17 protein-coding genes, 2 tRNA genes, 1 rRNA gene and 1 other RNA gene are annotated in these 17577 nt (G+C 28.4%); 10 read left to right on the top strand and 11 right to left on the bottom strand.

Translation table 11 applies throughout. From position 1 onward, the window contains the following. Positions 1–288: 288 nt before the first annotated feature. Both KQI36_RS16790 and KQI36_RS16795 read left to right on the top strand, forming a co-directional pair. A complete protein-coding gene (locus tag KQI36_RS16790) occupies positions 289–1665 on the top strand; it encodes an alanine/glycine:cation symporter family protein (RefSeq protein WP_216451902.1) in 1377 nt (458 codons plus the stop codon). Positions 1666–1799: 134 nt separating this feature from the next. Further along, a complete protein-coding gene (locus KQI36_RS16795; protein WP_216451903.1) occupies positions 1800–2699 on the top strand; it encodes a phosphatidylserine decarboxylase in 900 nt (299 codons plus the stop codon). Positions 2700–2712: 13 nt separating this feature from the next. Here the strand turns inward: KQI36_RS16795 and KQI36_RS16800 are convergent, their stop codons facing one another. Beyond that, a complete protein-coding gene (locus KQI36_RS16800; RefSeq protein WP_216451904.1) occupies positions 2713–4893 on the bottom strand; it encodes a methyl-accepting chemotaxis protein in 2181 nt (726 codons plus the stop codon). Between the two features lie 347 nt (positions 4894–5240). On the opposite strand from KQI36_RS16800, the gene KQI36_RS16805 reads away from it, so the two are divergent. The 5 genes from KQI36_RS16805 to KQI36_RS16825 all read left to right on the top strand — a co-directional run bounded on the left by KQI36_RS16805 (position 5241) and on the right by KQI36_RS16825 (position 8725). Continuing rightward, positions 5241–5909 (top strand): DUF969 domain-containing protein, encoded by a 669-nt coding sequence (locus KQI36_RS16805; RefSeq protein WP_010299601.1) that lies wholly within the window; start codon positions 5241–5243, stop codon positions 5907–5909. Between the two features lie 17 nt (positions 5910–5926). Continuing rightward, a complete protein-coding gene (locus KQI36_RS16810; protein ID WP_216451905.1) occupies positions 5927–6856 on the top strand; it encodes a DUF979 domain-containing protein in 930 nt (309 codons plus the stop codon). Between the two features lie 22 nt (positions 6857–6878). Then, positions 6879–7520 (top strand): pyroglutamyl-peptidase I, encoded by a 642-nt coding sequence (gene pcp, locus KQI36_RS16815; RefSeq protein WP_216451906.1) that lies wholly within the window; start codon positions 6879–6881, stop codon positions 7518–7520. Continuing rightward, positions 7520–7957 carry a gamma-glutamylcyclotransferase family protein gene (locus KQI36_RS16820; RefSeq protein WP_216451913.1) on the top strand — a complete coding sequence of 146 codons (438 nt, stop codon included), beginning with the start codon at positions 7520–7522 and terminating at the stop codon, positions 7955–7957. Before pcp ends, KQI36_RS16820 begins: the two co-directional genes overlap by 1 nt. A gap of 84 nt (positions 7958–8041) precedes the next feature. Beyond that, on the top strand, positions 8042–8725 hold the full coding sequence (locus tag KQI36_RS16825; RefSeq protein ID WP_216451907.1) for a Crp/Fnr family transcriptional regulator: 684 nt from the start codon (positions 8042–8044) through the stop codon (positions 8723–8725). Between the two features lie 31 nt (positions 8726–8756). On the opposite strand, the gene KQI36_RS16830 is transcribed toward KQI36_RS16825, so the two are convergent. The 7 genes from KQI36_RS16830 to KQI36_RS16860 form a co-directional block, all read right to left on the bottom strand. Further along, complete coding sequence (locus KQI36_RS16830; RefSeq protein ID WP_010299596.1) at positions 8757–9011, bottom strand: pro-sigmaK processing inhibitor BofA family protein; 255 nt, start codon at positions 9009–9011, stop codon at positions 8757–8759. A gap of 245 nt (positions 9012–9256) precedes the next feature. Beyond that, a complete protein-coding gene (locus tag KQI36_RS16835; protein WP_216451908.1) occupies positions 9257–9535 on the bottom strand; it encodes a DUF2508 family protein in 279 nt (92 codons plus the stop codon). Between the two features lie 128 nt (positions 9536–9663). Continuing rightward, on the bottom strand, positions 9664–10260 hold the full coding sequence (gene recR, locus KQI36_RS16840; RefSeq protein WP_010299594.1) for a recombination mediator RecR: 597 nt from the start codon (positions 10258–10260) through the stop codon (positions 9664–9666). 34 nt (positions 10261–10294) lie between these two features. Continuing rightward, entirely contained in the window at positions 10295–10633 is a 339-nt protein-coding gene (locus tag KQI36_RS16845; protein ID WP_010299592.1) for a YbaB/EbfC family nucleoid-associated protein, read from the bottom strand. 134 nt (positions 10634–10767) lie between these two features. Continuing rightward, entirely contained in the window at positions 10768–12396 is a 1629-nt protein-coding gene (gene dnaX / locus KQI36_RS16850) for a DNA polymerase III subunit gamma/tau (protein ID WP_216451909.1), read from the bottom strand. Between the two features lie 158 nt (positions 12397–12554). Further along, positions 12555–12818, bottom strand: an RNA gene (gene ffs, locus KQI36_RS16855) — signal recognition particle sRNA large type. A 2-nt stretch (positions 12819–12820) separates the two neighbouring features. Continuing rightward, positions 12821–12910: transfer RNA gene (locus KQI36_RS16860), tRNA-Ser, on the bottom strand. Between the two features lie 183 nt (positions 12911–13093). Between KQI36_RS16860 and KQI36_RS16865 the strand changes: the two genes are divergently transcribed. Then, positions 13094–13780: a TIGR00266 family protein gene (locus KQI36_RS16865; RefSeq protein ID WP_010299587.1), complete on the top strand. Its 687-nt coding sequence runs from the start codon at positions 13094–13096 to the stop codon at positions 13778–13780. Positions 13781–13827: 47 nt separating this feature from the next. On the opposite strand, the gene lgt is transcribed toward KQI36_RS16865, so the two are convergent. The 3 genes from lgt to KQI36_RS16880 all read right to left on the bottom strand — a co-directional run bounded on the left by lgt (position 13828) and on the right by KQI36_RS16880 (position 15388). Beyond that, the gene (lgt, locus tag KQI36_RS16870; RefSeq protein WP_216451910.1) at positions 13828–14607 is read right to left on the bottom strand and encodes a prolipoprotein diacylglyceryl transferase; all 780 of its coding nucleotides are present in this window, start codon (positions 14605–14607) and stop codon (positions 13828–13830) included. A gap of 149 nt (positions 14608–14756) precedes the next feature. Then, positions 14757–15203: a tRNA adenosine(34) deaminase TadA gene (gene tadA / locus KQI36_RS16875; protein WP_216451911.1), complete on the bottom strand. Its 447-nt coding sequence runs from the start codon at positions 15201–15203 to the stop codon at positions 14757–14759. 108 nt (positions 15204–15311) lie between these two features. Next, positions 15312–15388, bottom strand: a tRNA-Arg gene (locus tag KQI36_RS16880). A 207-nt stretch (positions 15389–15595) separates the two neighbouring features. Here KQI36_RS16880 and KQI36_RS16885 point away from each other — a divergent pair. Together KQI36_RS16885 and KQI36_RS16890 are read left to right on the top strand one after the other, a co-directional pair. After that, positions 15596–16984: a pyruvate carboxylase subunit B gene (locus KQI36_RS16885; RefSeq protein WP_216451912.1), complete on the top strand. Its 1389-nt coding sequence runs from the start codon at positions 15596–15598 to the stop codon at positions 16982–16984. A 524-nt stretch (positions 16985–17508) separates the two neighbouring features. After that, positions 17509–17577, top strand: a 16S ribosomal RNA gene (locus KQI36_RS16890); the annotation flags it as partial.

Below are 17577 nucleotides of genomic sequence, written 5' to 3' on the forward strand. Positions count from 1 at the left end.
TAGGGAAGAAGTTTTAAAGAATATACTATATTTTAAGAAAATTATATATTTATTAAAATAGTTTAAATAAATGTATATTTAACAAAATATACACTAAAAAGCTAAAGAAAGTACATTTATAGACATTTCAAATAGTACAATCATAATCTATAATTAAAGTATATTGGAAATATTTATAATTAAATCATCAATTATTATAGTTGCCAATAGTTTATTTAAAATCAGTTAAATTAATTTAGTAACTATGATGACTTTATAATAAATATTGGTAGAATGGGGGAATTATTAATGGATTTATTGCTTGATTTTGTTATTAAAGTAAATGGAGTGTTGTGGGACTCGGTATTATTAGTGCTTTTATTAGGTACAGGTTTATATTTTACATTTAGGCTTAAATTTGTGCAGATTAGAAAGTTTGGTGAAGGATTTAGACGAATTTTTGGTGGATTGAACTTAAAAGGCAAAAAAGCTGGAGAAGATGGTATGAGTTCATTCCAAGCGGTAGCAACAGCAATAGCGGCACAAGTTGGTACAGGAAACTTAGCTGGAGCTGCAACAGCAATAGCTTCAGGAGGACCAGGAGCTATATTTTGGATGTGGTTAAGTGCATTTTTTGGAATGTCAACAATTTACGCAGAGGCAGTACTTGCTCAACTATTTAGAACTAAAGTTGAAGGTGAGGTTACTGGTGGACCAGCATACTATATCAAAAATGGTATAAAAAATAAAAAGATAGGATCTTTTCTAGCAACATTTTTTGCAATTGCTTGTATATTAGCATTAGCTTTTATGGGAAATGCAGTACAGGCCAATTCAATATCTGATGCATTTAATAATGCATTTGGTTTTTCACCTTTAATTATAGGTATATTAGTTTCTATATTAGCAGGTTTTGTATTTTTTGGAGGTATGGGACGTATAGCATCTGTTACTGAAAAAATAGTACCTATTATGGCAGCATTTTATATAGTTACAGCAGTTATAATAATAGGAATGAACGGAAGTGAAATACTACCAGCTTTCAAAGCGATAGTTGTTGGTGCTTTTAATCCTCAGGCAGTTATGGGAGGGGCTATAGGTGTTACTGTAAAACAAGCGGTAAGATATGGTGTAGCAAGAGGTTTATTCTCTAATGAAGCTGGTATGGGTTCAACTCCACATGCTCATGCTGTTGCGAAGGTTAAGCATCCATGTGAACAAGGATCAGTTGCAATAGTTAGCGTGTTTATTGATACTTTTGTAATATTAACATTAACAGCATTAGCTATAATAACAAGTGGAGCTAACAACATGGAAGGGTTAAAAGGTATAGCATTAACTCAAAAGGCGTTTGAGCTAACACTAGGTAATTTTGGACAAGGGTTTATAGCTATTTGCTTATTATTCTTTGCTTTTTCAACAATAATAGGATGGTACTTCTTTGGTGAATCAAACATAAAATACTTATTTGGAAAAAAAGCATTAAATATATATAGAATATTAGTAATGGTTATAATTGTTATTGGTTCAACTTTAAAAGTAGACTTAGTTTGGGAATTAGCAGATACATTTAACGGATTAATGGTTATACCAAATTTAATTGCTTTATTAGTATTAAGTGGTTTAGTAGTAAAAAGTTCAAGAGAATATGATGGAGTGAAAAAAGATAAAGATATAGAAATATAGAGGGATATATATAAGGATAAAAAAGGTTGTTTTTATGTTAAAACAACCTTTTTTTATGATATAGTTAATAAGTATAAATTATTTTAAATTACATACCTTAAAAAGTAAGGTATAAATTTATTTAGGAGAAAAATATGATTAAGTACTATAATAGAAAAAAAGAAAAATATGAAATAGAAAATATAGCAGGGGAAAAAATTTTAAGATGGACATATGAATCACCAGTAGGAAAAACATTTTTAGAATTATTCATAAAAAGAAAAATAGTATCAAAATTATATGGAATGTATTGTAATAGTAAATTAAGTAGGAAAAAAATAAATGGATTTATTAATGATTTTGATATTGATATGAGTAGATTCAAAAATAAGGAAAATGAATATAAGTCCTTTAATGAATTTTTTTACAGAGGAATAGAAAAAGACAAATTAATTTTTAACAAAGATAAAGAGGTTTTTATTTCTCCAGCAGATAGTAAGTTACTGGCACTTAATATTAGTTCTAAGAAAAATATAATTAATATTAAAGGGTTTGATTATAGTATAGAAGAGTTATTAGGAGATGCTAAATTAGCTAAAGAATATGAAGGTGGATTGAGCCTTATATTTAGACTATGTCCAACAGATTATCATAGATTTCATTTTATTGATAATGGAGTATGTTTAAAGACGAAAAAGATAAAAGGAAATTATTATTCAGTAAATCCAATAGCCCTTGAAAAAATAGATAGAATTTTTATAGAAAATAAAAGGGAATATAGTATATTTAAAAGTGATAATTTTAAAGAAATAGTTTATATGGAAGTAGGAGCAACATGTGTAGGTTCAATAATTCAAACATATAAGGAAAACTCTAAAATATGTAAAGGTGAAGAAAAAGGATATTTTAAATTTGGTGGATCTACAGTAATCCTCTTAGTAAAAAAAGATATTATAACAATTGACGAAGATATAAAAAATCAAAGTGAAAAAGGGATAGAGACATCAGTGAATGTAGGTGAAAGAATAGGTACTATAAAAAAGATGCACCATTAAAAGTGCATCTTTTTTATAGTTTAAATTTAGAGGTTATATTAGTTAGTCTTAATGCGCTATCCCTGTTGTTTAGGCAAGCATCATTAATATTAGTTAGCTTTAATGCAATTTCTTCCGTTTTATTAGATATATTCAAAGTTCCATTTGCACCTTCATTTATAGTGTGAGAAACTTCATCTATAGCATCTACTAATCCGGATACATATATATTTAAATTTTGAGCTTCTTTACTAAAATCAATCATAAAATTGTCAAAAGAAGAAGCATCTTTAGAATAGGATTTACCAGTTTCAATCATTTTTTCATAATCTGAGTTAAGTTGAGATTCCATAAAGTCTATCATTTTTTTAGAACTAATAGAAAGACTTTCTACTGAATTATATACAATTTTAACTAAGTTTTGTATATTAGCAGCAGTTTTTCTAGATTCAAGTGCTAATTTTCTAACTTCTTCAGCTACAACAGCAAAGCCCCTACCAGCATCACCAGCTCTAGCTGCTTCAATTGCAGCATTTAATGCTAAAAGATTTGTTTGCTCTGTTATTTGCATTATAGCATTAGCAAGTCCATTTATTTGATTTACACCTTTTGATGTTTCAAGTGCATTCTCTAATTCTTTTTTTACATCAGAATATAAGTTAGCAGTTAATTCCTTAGATTGTAAAGAGGAATTCTCGAATTCTAAAGCTTTTTTTACTATGGATTTTGCTATTTCAGATCCATTAAGTGATTCAGAAGCTATAGAATCTATTCCAACCTTCATTTTCTCAGAAGATGCATTCATTTCTTCTGAGGTAGCAGCAGTCTGTTGAAGTCCATAAGACAAAACTGAAACATCATTAAAAGTTTCTTCTGCATTTTTTTTAAGTTTTTCTATAGAGTTTTCAACAACTTGAACATTAGATGTAATTATATTTTCTACTTCAGAGAGTTCGGTCACAACTTCTCTAAGAACTTTTCTCATATCTATTACAGCAGAAGAGATTTCACCTATTTCATCTTTACCTAATGTAGAGATTTTTATATTATCCTGTGATAAATCTAATTTAGCTGTTTTTATAACCAAATCTTTTGCTATTAATATTGGTTTTATTAAAAATTTTGCTATTATAAAAGCAAATATTAAACAAATTAAAGAAACTATAACAGCAATAAGTACTATGGTTTTAGTTAAATCACTAAGTGGAGAAAGAAGATTTTTCTCATTTGTATATAAAACTAAAGTCCAATTAGTTTTAGGAATTACACCATAGGAACCAATAAGTATATCTTTATTTTCTTTGAATTTTATTGATGAAATATTTACTTTCATTCCGTTTTTTGCTTTTTTTACAATTTGTTTAAGTTCATTTACATTTAATTCAGTGCCTAATAATTCAGGCTTAGAACTATGAATGTATATCCCATTTTCATCTAGTAAACTTGTAAGGGTTACTGCATCTTTGTTAATATTTATGTCTTTTAAATATTTAGAAAAGCTGTCAACTAAAACATAGGATGCAACATATCCTATACACTGGCCATGATTAGTATAATCTTTTACAGGATTAGTAAAGACCATAACATTTTTTTGAGTTTTCTCAGATTTAAAAGAATTACTTACAAATTGACCACCGGAGGAACTGACACCGTGAAAACTTTTATCTGATACATTTTTATTTATCATATCTTTTTCACTATCTGCTATTACTACTCCATTTAAATCAATTAAAGACAATCTTTCAACAGAAGGTGTGTTTTTTAAGTAATTATCAAAGGTATTTAATATATTTTCAATATCATTTTTATTATTAGATTTTGAGTTTGATAAGGCTTCAAAAGCAAAGGAATTATTAGAAAGGGAAACAGTTTCACTAGTATATTTTTCTATCATTGTAGAAATTGTATCTATAGATTTTTCAACAATAGTTTCTAAACTATGTTCGCTTAAATTTGAAATTATAGCTGAACCTTTTATATAAATAAAGCTAGTAGTTATTATCATTGCTGCTATAACTATAATACTTATAGTAGCAGAAATTTTTAAACCTATAGAGTTTTTGTTGTTTTTAGTAAATTTTTTTAAGGCTTTAAAATTAATAACCTTTTCTTTAAACAAATTAATCTTAGAAGGTTTTGTTTTAGAACTAGCTCTTTTACATCCTTTTTTAAGTTTTTTAAATTTAGTTTTTTCTTTATTTAAATTATTCCCCATAAAAGCAACCTCCTAAATAATACCTTATAACTTTAATATATTAATATTTTATCATAATATTTCAAAAATTTGGAACATTGTAAAAATATTTAACAATTGATACATATTATTCAATGTATATAAAATATTGAATAATATAAAAATTTAAAATATTAAATTATTTAAACTTGATATAAAATTTAATATCAAAATAACATTAAATATTTATATAAATATTAATTTTTAGTAAACAAAAGGTTTATTTTTATGAAATTGTATATGCAGATACAGAATAAAAAATTAATTATCAGTATAATCTAAAAAAACAAACTTAAAAGATAAATCTGAAAAAGAAAGGGATGTAATAAATGACACTTATAGGAATCGTTATAGTTATTATAGGTTTTGCTTTAAAATTAGACACTATAGCTGTAGTTGTATCAGCTGGTGTTGTTACAGGAATAGTAGCAAATATAAGTTTTATTGAGATTTTAGAAATATTAGGTTCTACTTTTGTTAGTCAAAGACATATGTCACTTTTCATACTAACATTACCAGTTATAGGAATGTGTGAACGATATGGATTAAAAGAAAGAGCTATAGAACTTATAAGTAAAGCTAAAAATTTATCTACAGGAAAAACTCTTACTTTATATTTATTTATAAGAGAGGCAGCAGCGGCAGCATCTGTTAGATTAGGTGGTCATGCTCAATTTATAAGACCTCTAATAAATCCTATGGCTCAAGGTGCCGCAGTAGGAAAATATGGAGAAATAGATGAAAAATTAGAAGATAAGATAAAAGGTGCAGCTGCAGCTATGGAAAACTACGGTAACTTCTTTGCTCAAAATGTATTTATGGCAAGTTCAGGAGTGCTGTTAATAGCTGGAACTTTAACTGAATTAGGATATACAGCAAACACTTTAGATATAGCTAAAGCATCAATACCAGTAGCTTTAATAACATTTTTATTAGTAGCATTACAAAATCACTTATTAGATAAATCAATACAAAGAGAAATGAAAAAACACAACTAGAAGAAGGAGGAATTAATATGGATATAAAAGCTATAACAGATATATTATTAGAAGTATTTTACACCATGGTTGGATTGCTTATGTTAACAACAGCATTTAGTACATTTAAGGATAAAAACCATAAAGCAAGAATTGGAACTATGATGTTTTGGAGTATATTAGCTATAATCTTTATTTTTGGTAAAGTTATTCCACCTGCTATAGTTGGAGGATTATTAGTAGTATTAGGAATACTAACAGCAAGTAAGAAAGTTAAAGTAGGTAATTTAAAACCTTTAAGTAGTGAGTTCGCACACAAACAATGTAAGAAATTAGGAAATAAAATATTTATACCATCTATTGCAATAGCTGTAGTTGCTCTTGTTATAGCACAGTTTACACCTTTAGGTGGTGTAGTGGCTATAGGTATATCTGCAGTTACAGCAATATTAATAACTTTTGCAATAACAAAAGCTACACCAAAGATGCTAATTGAAGATGGAGATAGAATGCTTCAGTCAGTTGGTTCTACAAGTATATTACCTCAACTTTTAGCAGCATTAGGATCATTATTTACTGCAGCAGGCGTTGGTGAAGTTATTGCCGGGGGAATATCTAGCTTTATTCCAAGTGGAAATATACTTATAGGAATAGCTGCATACTGTTTAGGTATGGCTATATTTACAATGATAATGGGAAATGCTTTCGCTGCATTTTCAGTTATAACAGCAGGTGTTGGAATTCCGTTTGTATTTGCGCAAGGAGCAAACCCAGCAATTGCTGGAGCATTAGCATTAACAGCAGGATATTGTGGAACTTTATTAACGCCTATGGCAGCAAACTTTAATGTAATGCCAGCAGCATTATTAGAAACTATAGATAAAAATGCAGTTATAAAATATCAAGCACCAGTAGCTATAATACTTTTAATTTTACATATACCATTAATGTATTTCTTAGCATTTTAGGGCATCATAGGAGGTAAAGAGTATGAAAGTTTTAATTACAGGATTCGATCCTTTTGGAGGAGAAAAAGTTAACCCAGCATTAGAGGCAGTTAAATTATTACCAAATGTTATAGCTGGAGCAGAGGTTATAAAATTAGAAATACCTACTGTTTTTAGAAAGTCTGTTATGCATATAGATGAGGCTATAAAGATGAATAACCCAGACATTGTAATAGCAGTTGGTCAAGCTGGTGGAAGATTTGGAATTAATCCAGAAAGAGTTGCTATAAATATAGATGACGCAAGAATAAAAGATAATATAGGAAATCAACCTATAGATATAGAAATTGAAAAAGACGGTAAAGAAGCGTATTTTTCAAATTTACCAATAAAGGCTATGGTGAAAAAAATGAATGATAATGGAATACCAGCAGGAGTTTCAAATACAGCAGGAACTTTTGTTTGTAATCATGTTATGTATGGAATACTATATTTAATAGATAAAAAATATTCTAATATAAAAGGTGGATTTATACATGTTCCATATATACCAAACCAAGTAATATCAAAACCTAACACACCATGTATGTCTCTAAATGACATATCAAAAGGGTTAGAGTTATGTATAGAAGCTGCAGTTGAAAATAGTGAAGATTTAAAGATAACAGGAGGGAAAATTTGCTAATGTTAGAGCCAAAAGAAAGATTAAAAATATTTGTTTATGGAAGTTTAAGAACTGGCTTTTTTAATTATGATATATATTTAAATGGAAAAGTGAAAGAGTGTAATTTAGGCAGAATAAAAGGTAAGCTGTTCCATATGCCAAATAAAAAGTATCCAGCACTATTAGATGGAGAAGACTATGTTTATGGTGAAATCATGGAAGTAGATAATTATGAAGAAGTAATAGTTGCTATGGATAAGATGGAAGGATATTATGAGCCTAATGGTAAAGAGAACGAATATAATAGAATTATTGTTGATGTGTATAATATAGACAAAGATATAATCGAAAAGTGTTATGTTTATAAGTATGCATTAAATGATAAAGACATATTTGATAAACATAGCGCTTACATAAATCATGGTGATTGGAAAAAGTTTATGACAAATAAATTATAATATAAAATAAAAAGTGGTATACTATAAAATAAAAAGGGTAAGTTAACTTACTCTTTTTTATTTATATTAAAAGGTAGTGGCGATATGTATAAAAAATTATTTGACTTAGATAAACAAAAAAATATGAGAGATTTTTTTCTTAACAACTTAAGTAAAAAAGGAAAATTAATTACATATAAAAAAAATGATACTATAAATCATATAAATATAAATGAATTAATAATAGTTGTATCTGGAAAAGTTAAGGTCATTACATTTACCATATCAGGACAAGAAAAAGTACTTTTTTATCTAAGAAGTGGAGAAATAGATGGTGAAATATCATATTTTGGAGATGAACATATCCATTCAAAAATTATAGCATTAGAAGATTCTGTTATAAGTCACATTTCTTATGACATTTTAACTGATGTAATTAGTGAATATCCAGAGTATTATAGTTTTTTTATTCATAGTATTATAAGAAAATATAGGATAGCTTTATCGCAAATATATGATTTTTTAGCAGAAAACCCTAAAGTTAGAATAGCATCTACTTTATATAGATTAGCAACACAAACTCCTAAGTATATTGATGGAAGGCAGACTATAGATTTACTTTTAACACATCAAGAACTAGCCAACTTAATAGGATGTTCCAGGGTTACAGTAACTAGAATTTTGAAAGAGTTAAAAAACGAAGGAATAATAGATACAAAAACTAAAGAAATTTATATAAATGATATAGAAAAGTTAAAAAAATTATCAGGTATATATGATGACGAATAAAAACCTACTCTAAAATAGAGTAGGTTTTTTATTATACCATTAGATTAAAAATAATTAAAAAAAGTACTCCTGGAATACCTAGTAAACCTGCTATTAAAGCAGTTACAGCATTTATTGCTATGTATATACCAAATGGACCACCTACAAAGTTAATTAATAATAATAAAATTCCTCCTAAGATTCCATTTACTATTAGCTTCATAAGAATCTTTATTGGCCATGCAAAAAGTTTTCCAATTATAAATAAACCTATAACAGCAGCAATAAATATTAAAGCAGTATCCATAAAATCATCTCCTCGGTAATTACCTAATTTATAATATAGGTATAATATAGGAAAACAAGCTCCAATTTAAACTTATTCAATAATTTTAAAATATTTTCATACAAGGTGCAATGTTGGATTCTAAGTAATTCAGAGCATGTATCACTATTTAGGTGCCCAAGTTTTCGAATGAATAATTTAAAAAATAAACTTGGAACCTTATAGTAATATTATATATCAATATTAAGGAGTATATGAGAAAAATATTATTTATAGGTACTACTTAATTCTTCTAACATTAAACTTCCATCTAAAGTTATGCCTTTAGTTTTAGCTAAGGAAAGAAAATATAAGTATTTAGATTTTGCCTGATCCTCTTTACATATTATTAAATCTATTAATTTAGGATCATTAACAAATTGAAAATAATTTTTTGCATTTTGCCATTCTTCTAAAGCATCATTTAATTGGATAATAATATCTATATCTTCTTTAGAATACTTTTTTCCTTTAAATATTAATTTGAAAATATGTTTCTTATTCATAATATAAACCTCCTACTTTATAGATATTATTTACATAAAGTGGAATTGTTATACTTTTAATGAATAGATAAAACATAATAAAAGGAAGCAATTTAAAATTGCTTCCTCTTTTTGATTATATTTTATATCTAGATTTCTTTTCTTCCCTCTAGTGCTTTTGATAAGGTTACTTCATCTGAATATTCTAAGTCCCCACCGACAGGAACGCCGTGGGCTATTCTAGTAACTTTAACTCCTAAAGGCTTTAAAATTTTAGAAATGTACATAGCAGTAGCTTCACCTTCAATATTAGGGTTTGTTGCTACTATTATTTCTTTAGGTTCTCCATTTATTCTTGTAACTAACTCTTTTAGTTTTATATCTTCTGGACCTCTTCCGTTCATAGGTGAAATTGTTCCATGAAGAACATGATAAACACCATTATATTCTTGAACCTTTTCTAGAGTCATTATGTCTTTAGGTTGTTCAACAACGCAAATTGTTGATTTATCTCTATTAGGATTTGAACATATAGAGCATGGAGTTGAATCAGTAAAATTACCACAAACAGGGCAATATTTTATAGTTCCTCTTGCTTTAACAAGAGCTGAAGCAAACTCCTCAACTTCTTCACGAGGTAAATTAAGAACATAAAGGGTTAATCTTTGAGCTGTTTTTGCTCCTATACCTGGGAGTTTGGAAAACTCTTCTATAAGCTTTTCTATTGCTACAGGATAAAAATCCAATTTATTCACCTCTAAGTTTTTAGCTTATTTATTATTAAAATAAACCAGGCATATTTAGGCCACCAGTTAATTTACCCATATCATTTGCAGTTTGAGTTTCAGCTGTTTTTAAAGCTTCATTACAAGCTAACATAACTAAATCTTCTAACATTTCAACATCATCTGGATCAACAACTTCTGGTTTAATAGAAACTTTTAATAATTCTCTTTTTCCATTAACTACAGCAGTAACTGCACCACCACCGGCTCTACCTTCAAAAGTTTTATTTTCTAAATCTTTTTGCATATCTTCCATTTGTTTTTGGAATTTTTGAGCTTGTTTTATTAAATTATTCATATTTCCACCCATTCCTGGGAATCCACCTTTTGCCATAAATTATTCCTCCTTTAAATTAAAGTAAATATATTATATATTATCAATATATTAGTATATATAATATTTGATAATAATGTAACTAAAATTAATATTTATTTTACTTATTTTATTTATATTAACATTTTAATATATTATTCATCAATTATTTCTACTAAATCTTCTCCAAAAGTTTTTAAAAGCATATCTTCTTTAGATATAGATTCCTCTTGTGGTTTATCTATAGAATAGTCAACTACAACATTAGCCTTTAAAACTTCTGAAAAAATAGAGTTTATAATTTTTCTATTATCTTCTTTTTCTAATCTTTTTTTATGAAATTCATATTGTTTTTCAAAAATGATATTTATTCTATTTCCTTTAACATAGTTTATTTTTCCAACCATTAGAGCCGCTGCTAAAACCATGTTCTTTCTAGATTTTAATAGCTGTTGAATGTCTTTAAATGACTTACTCACAGTATCAAAATCAATAGAGCAATTTTCAAATGTTACATCATTGTCTTCTATAGAAGTGTCAGGTGTTGAAGCTTTAGGTGTATAGCTATCTTTTTTACTTGGTATTTTATTTTCATCAATAACTTTATTATTAGAAACTACCTTTGAGACTATACCATTTTTTATAGTGTTTTCTATCTTATTAATTCTAGATAAAATAACTTCTTGAGATGTATCATATTCAAATTTACACATTTTTATTATAGCAAGTTCAAGATAAATTCTTCCTTGTTTTGAATACTTGGCATTTTCTTCTGTGTCCTGAAGTATTTTTATATATCTCATTATTTCTTCAACTCTTAATTTCTCACTTTGAAGTTTTAAAAGTTCTATGTTTTCTATAGACATTTCTAAAACTTCTTCTGGACTTTCAGTAACCTTTACCATCATTAAATCTCTCATATGCTTAGTAAAATCTTTAATAAATAAATTTACATCTTTACCAGAGGAGATTGCATTATTAATGGTTTTAACTGCACCTTCAATATCCTTTGAAATTATAAAGTCTGTAAGAGTTATTAAATCATCATTAGTCATAAGTCCAAGCATTTTAACTATATTGTCATATTCAACTTTATTATTACTCATTGATATAGCTTGATCTAAAATGCTTAGTGCATCTCTCATTGCACCATCACATATTCTAGAAATTAACTTTAAGCTTTTATCTTCAGCATAAACACCTAGAATATCAGTTATTTGTTTAAGTCTTAAAAATATATCATCATTTTTAATTCGCTTAAAATCAAATTTTTGACACCTAGAAAGTATTGTTATAGGTAATTTTTGTGGATCTGTTGTTGCTAAAATAAATATAACATAGCTAGGTGGTTCTTCTAAAGTTTTTAAGAATGCATTAACAGCACCTTGAGATAACATATGAACTTCATCTATAATATAAACTTTATATTTAGATTCTTGAGGAGGATATTGTACATCATCTATAATATCCCTTATATTATCTACCTTATTATGAGAAGCTGCGTCTAACTCAACTACATCTATAGCAGTTCCATTATTTATTTTAATGCACATTTCACACTCATTACATGGTTCACCATCTTGAGAATTAAGACAATTTACTGCTTTCGAAAAAATTTTAGCGGTAGAAGTTTTACCGGTCCCTCTTGTTCCGCATAGTAAATATGCATGAGCTATTCTTTCGCTCTTTATTGCATTTTTTAATGTAGTACTTATATGATTTTGACCAACAACATCCTCAAATTTTTGGGGCCTAAATTTTCTGTAGAGTGCAGTATAACCCATAATTTCACCTCATATCTTACCAATAATATTATAAAGTATTTACAACAATTATAATGAACTACTTTATATTATATAATTAAGCTTATAATTATATAATATAATTTTTTATGTATAAAAAAAAGATGCAAAAATGCATCTTGTACTTTTAAGATTTAAAGTCGTACACCTCGCTTCGATATTAATTTATATGCGTTACCTATGTAGTTAACTCAAACCAGGTTAATCCACGGCACATAAAGGGGCTCACTTATCGCTGCTTCCTTCCAGACCTGACGAGGTTCATGAGTCTTTATTGCGTGGGACCCAGTTATCAACGCCACTTACATAGGCCAGACCATACAAATTAATACCTCGGCGAGGAATTCAACCCTGCTATAGCGGATTGCAGGTGCAGGGCACCGCTAACTCCCCGTCTAGTACGACATGGCGGAGAGAGAGGGATTTGAACCCTCGGTAGAGTTTCCCCTACACACGCGTTCCAGGCGTGCTCCTTCAGCCGCTCGGACATCTCTCCATACAATATTCATTATGTAAATAACATTATACTATTATAATGTTACAATTTCAAGTATTATATTATTAATAAATTGTACATATATTGGATTAATTAAACATTTTATTATATTTATTATAAAAAACATTTTTTTTTCGATATTATACATATATAATATTATAAAAAATGTTTAAGAGGTGCTTTATGAATTATGAAATAAAAGGTGGGAATATGCCAGTGGCAATATGTACATTAGACCAGGGAGAAACTGTAGTATCTGAATCAGGTGCTATGGGGTGGATGAGTGAAAATATTGTTATGGACACTAATATGAAAGGTGGACTATTTGGGGGAATAGGAAGAGCCTTATCTGGTGATAGTTTGTTTTTAAATACATTTACATGTACAAATGGACAAGGAACTATAGCTTTCCCTTGCTCAGTACCAGGAAAATTATTAGTGAAAAATTTATATCAAGGACAAACTTTGATTTGTCAAAAGGGTGCATTTTTAGCAGCAGAAACTTCTGTTGAGTTTAAAATTCACCTAAAGAAAAGAATATCATCTGGTCTTTTTGGTGGAGAGGGTTTTATACTTCAAAGAATGACAGGTCCAGGTATAGTGTTCTTAGAGTTTGATGGACATGTTGAAGAAATGGACCTATCACCAGGTGAAACAATTAAAGTTGATACGGGACATGTTGCAGCTTTTGAATCTACAGTTAACTTTGACATAGAAATGGTTAAAGGTGTGAAAAACATGTTGTTTGGAGGAGAAGGTTTATTTTTAACAACGCTAACAGGTCCAGGAAGAGTTTATCTTCAAACAATGCCAATAAGCAATTTAGCATCAAGAATATATCCATATATACCAATGAAGAGTGGAAATTAATAAAAAATAACCATGCTAAACTTAGCATGGTTATTTTTTATTAATTTTTATGAATATTTGTTTTTACGTTTAGTATTAGATTTGTTACAGTAAATAACTCCTATAATCCAAATTAAAACTCCTAGCAAGCTTATTAGTTGAGCAACTCTTATAGGTCCTAACATCAAACTATCAGTTCTTAATCCTTCAATAAAAAATCTTCCTAAGGAATATAGTCCTATATAAGTAAAGAAAACTATTCCATTTTTATATACCTTATTTAAAATGTATATAAGTATTATACAAACTATAACATCCCAAATACTTTCATATAAAAATGTAGGATGATAATATGTTCCATCAATTAACATTCCATTTTGTATAAAAGTAGGAAATTTACTAATAAATGATTGAGAAACTGGGCCACCATGAGCTTCTTGATTAAAAAAGTTTCCCCATCTACCAATTGCTTGGGCAAGAATTATACAAGGGGCAGCAACATCCATACCACCTAAAAAATTTATATTTTTCTTTTTAGCTAAAATATAAGAAACTATTATAGCCGCAATTATACCACCATGGATTGCGATTCCGCCTTGTCTAATATTAAATATATTAATTAGATTATCCTTATATTGATCAAATTCAAATATTACATAATAAGCTCTAGCTCCAATTATAGAAAACGGAAAAGTTATAATAAAAATTGTAAGTAAATCATCATAATCTATATCCCTTAACTTACATGTGTATTGAGCTAAAAGAATTGCGATTATAACACTTATTGAAATACATATACCATACCAAGCAATATCTATTCCAAATAAAGAAAACGCAACTTTATCCATATTAACACCTCCAAAATGCATCATATAACAGTATTATATAAATATATAATAAAATAAATAATAATGAAATGTATTACAAAATTATATTATATTAATATTTTGTTTTCTATATATTTTTGAAATATTTAATATTTTATTTTCATGTTTAATTAACGCTTGTGTTTAAAAAAGTTCTCTAGAAGTAAACTACAGTCTTTATTATATAACCATTGAACATTTACCCAATGATTAAGAGAATCATTTTGTACTATATTCAATACAGAACCACAGGCACCACTTCTATCGTCAAAGGTACCAATATATAAATTTTTTATTCTACTTTGAATTATAGCCCCTGCACACATAGGACAGGGTTCTAATGTGACGTACATACTACAGTCGATAAGGCGCCAATTATTAAGAGTTTTACATGCTTTTTTTATAGCTAAAATTTCAGCATGGCAAGTTGGATCATTATTAAACTCTTTTAGATTATGGGCTGTAGCGATTATTTTATTATCTTTTACAATTACAGCTCCAACTGGAACTTCATTAAAAATAAGAGCTTTTTTCGCCTCTTGTATAGCAATTTCCATAAAATTTAAACTCGGATTCATATTTAACACCTACTAATTAGTAATATTTTTATATTAATTGACGCAAAAATGATTTTTAAATTGCATTTAAATAAAATAAAAGGCCTAACAGTATAGGCTGTTAGGCTGTGGTGCGCGCGAGAGGAGTCGAACCTCCGGCCTACCCCTTAGGAGGGGGTTGCTCTATCCAACTGAGCTACGGGCGCGTATTTAAAAGAATATATCTATATTATAAATATTTTCCCTGTGCAATGTCAACAACTATTAATAAACTTGAATAATACTACATTAATTTATTAATTTTTCAAGAAAAATGAATTTTTCAGAAAAATAAATGATTTATTGCAGATTTTTATATAGGTTTGTGCTAAAATACAAAATGTATGACATTGAAACATAGAGGTGATTAATAAATGAAAAAAATTCATATAACAGAAACAGTGTTAAGAGACGCTAATCAATCATTAATAGCGACTAGATTACCATATGAAAAATTTGCCCCAATTCTTAAGGAATTAGATGATGCAGGATATTATTCATTAGAGTGTTGGGGAGGCGCAACATTTGACTCATGCTTAAGATATTTAAATGAAGATCCATGGGAAAGATTAAAAAAAATAAAAAGCATAGTAAAAAAAACACCACTTCAAATGTTATTAAGAGGACAAAATATATTAGGGTATAAACATTATCCAGATGATGTAGTAAGAGAATTTGTTAAGATGTCAGTATATCATGGAATGGATATTATAAGAATTTTTGATGCTTTAAACGATTATGATAATATAGAAGTGGCTATGGATGAAACTTTAAAACAAGGTGCTCATGCACAAGGTACAATAGTATATACAGTTAGCCCTATACACGATGTTAAAAATTATGCTAATTTAGCAAAAAGATTAGAAAATATGGGTGCTAATTCAATATGTATAAAAGATATGGCTGGGCTTATAATGCCAGATATAGCATACGACTTAGTTAAAGGTATAAAGGAAGAAGTTAAAATACCAGTATTTTTACATTCACACTGTACAAATGGTATAGGTGAAATGTCTTACTATAGAGCAGTTCAGGCAGGAGTTGATGGAATAGATACAGCTATATCATCATTTTCTAGTGGTACATCTCAACCACCTACTGAAACAATGCATCAAGCATTAACTTCAGCTGGATTTGATACAAGCCTAAGTATTGATAAATTAACTAGTATAAATAACTTTTTTAAACCTATAAGACAGGAAGTTTTAGATTCAGGTCTGTTAGATCCAAAGGTATTAACACCGCAACCAGAAGGGTTAAGAAACCAAATACCTGGAGGCATGCTATCTAATATGATAGCGCAGCTTAAAGCACAAAATTCTATTGGAAAATTAGATGCAGTTTTACAAGAGGTACCTAGAGTAAGAGAAGACCTAGGATATCCACCGCTTGTTACACCTATGAGCCAAATGGTAGGAACTCAAGCTACTGTTAATGTATTAACTGGGGAAAGATATAAAATGGTTCTAAAAGAAGTAAAAGCATATTGTAAAGGAGAGTATGGAAAAGCTCCAGGAAAAATAAATCCAGAAGTTATGAAAAAAGCTTTAGGAGATGATGAAACTATAAAAGGAAGATATGCATCTACTTTAGAACCAGCCTTTGAAAAAACAAAAGAATTATTAAAAGGAAAAGTATCTTCTAATGAAGATGTATTATCATATCTTGCATTTCCTCAAATAGCTGAAGAGTTTTTTGAAAAAAGAGCTAAAAAGCCATCAGAGGAAATTTTAAGAAAAGAAACTAATAGCGAAGTAATATAAGCGAAGTAATATAGTAATAAAGCTATAACAAATAAATAGGACTAGGAAACATCTTAAAATAGTGATAAAAGGCTATTTTAAGGTGTTTTTTTTATATGAAGCAATATAACTATTCCACGTGTGTCAATAGTAGTAATTTAAAGAAATATAAAGTATAAAAAAGGAATATAAGAATAATATCTCTATTTAGCCTAATTTCAAGAAAAGCATTGAAGTATTTAGCATATAATAAATCTTGTCGCTGAGGCAAGCAAGTAAGCAACTCAAGCGATGAGGCTTTAAACTTTAAAAGACACTTAAAAAATTTGAAAAAAGTTTTAGAAAAGTGTTGACAAAGAAGTTAAAACCTAGTAAAATAGTAAAAGTCGTCAGGTGATGACGAATTGGTCTTTGAAAATTAAACAGATAAATATAGGTAAAACCAGTTAATTCATTTGAGAATCTATTTTGTAGATGCTCACATCGAAAGATGTAAAAAAATTGACTATTATAGTCAGCAAATTGCTTGAAGCAGTTCAAACTTTTAAATTGAGAGTTTGATCCTGGCTCAGGACGAACGCTGGCGGCGTGCCTAACACATGCAAGTCGAGCGA

It is taken from the genome of Clostridium senegalense, assembly GCF_018916625.1.
GTDB classification, from domain to species: domain Bacteria; phylum Bacillota; class Clostridia; order Clostridiales; family Clostridiaceae; genus Clostridium_J; species Clostridium_J senegalense.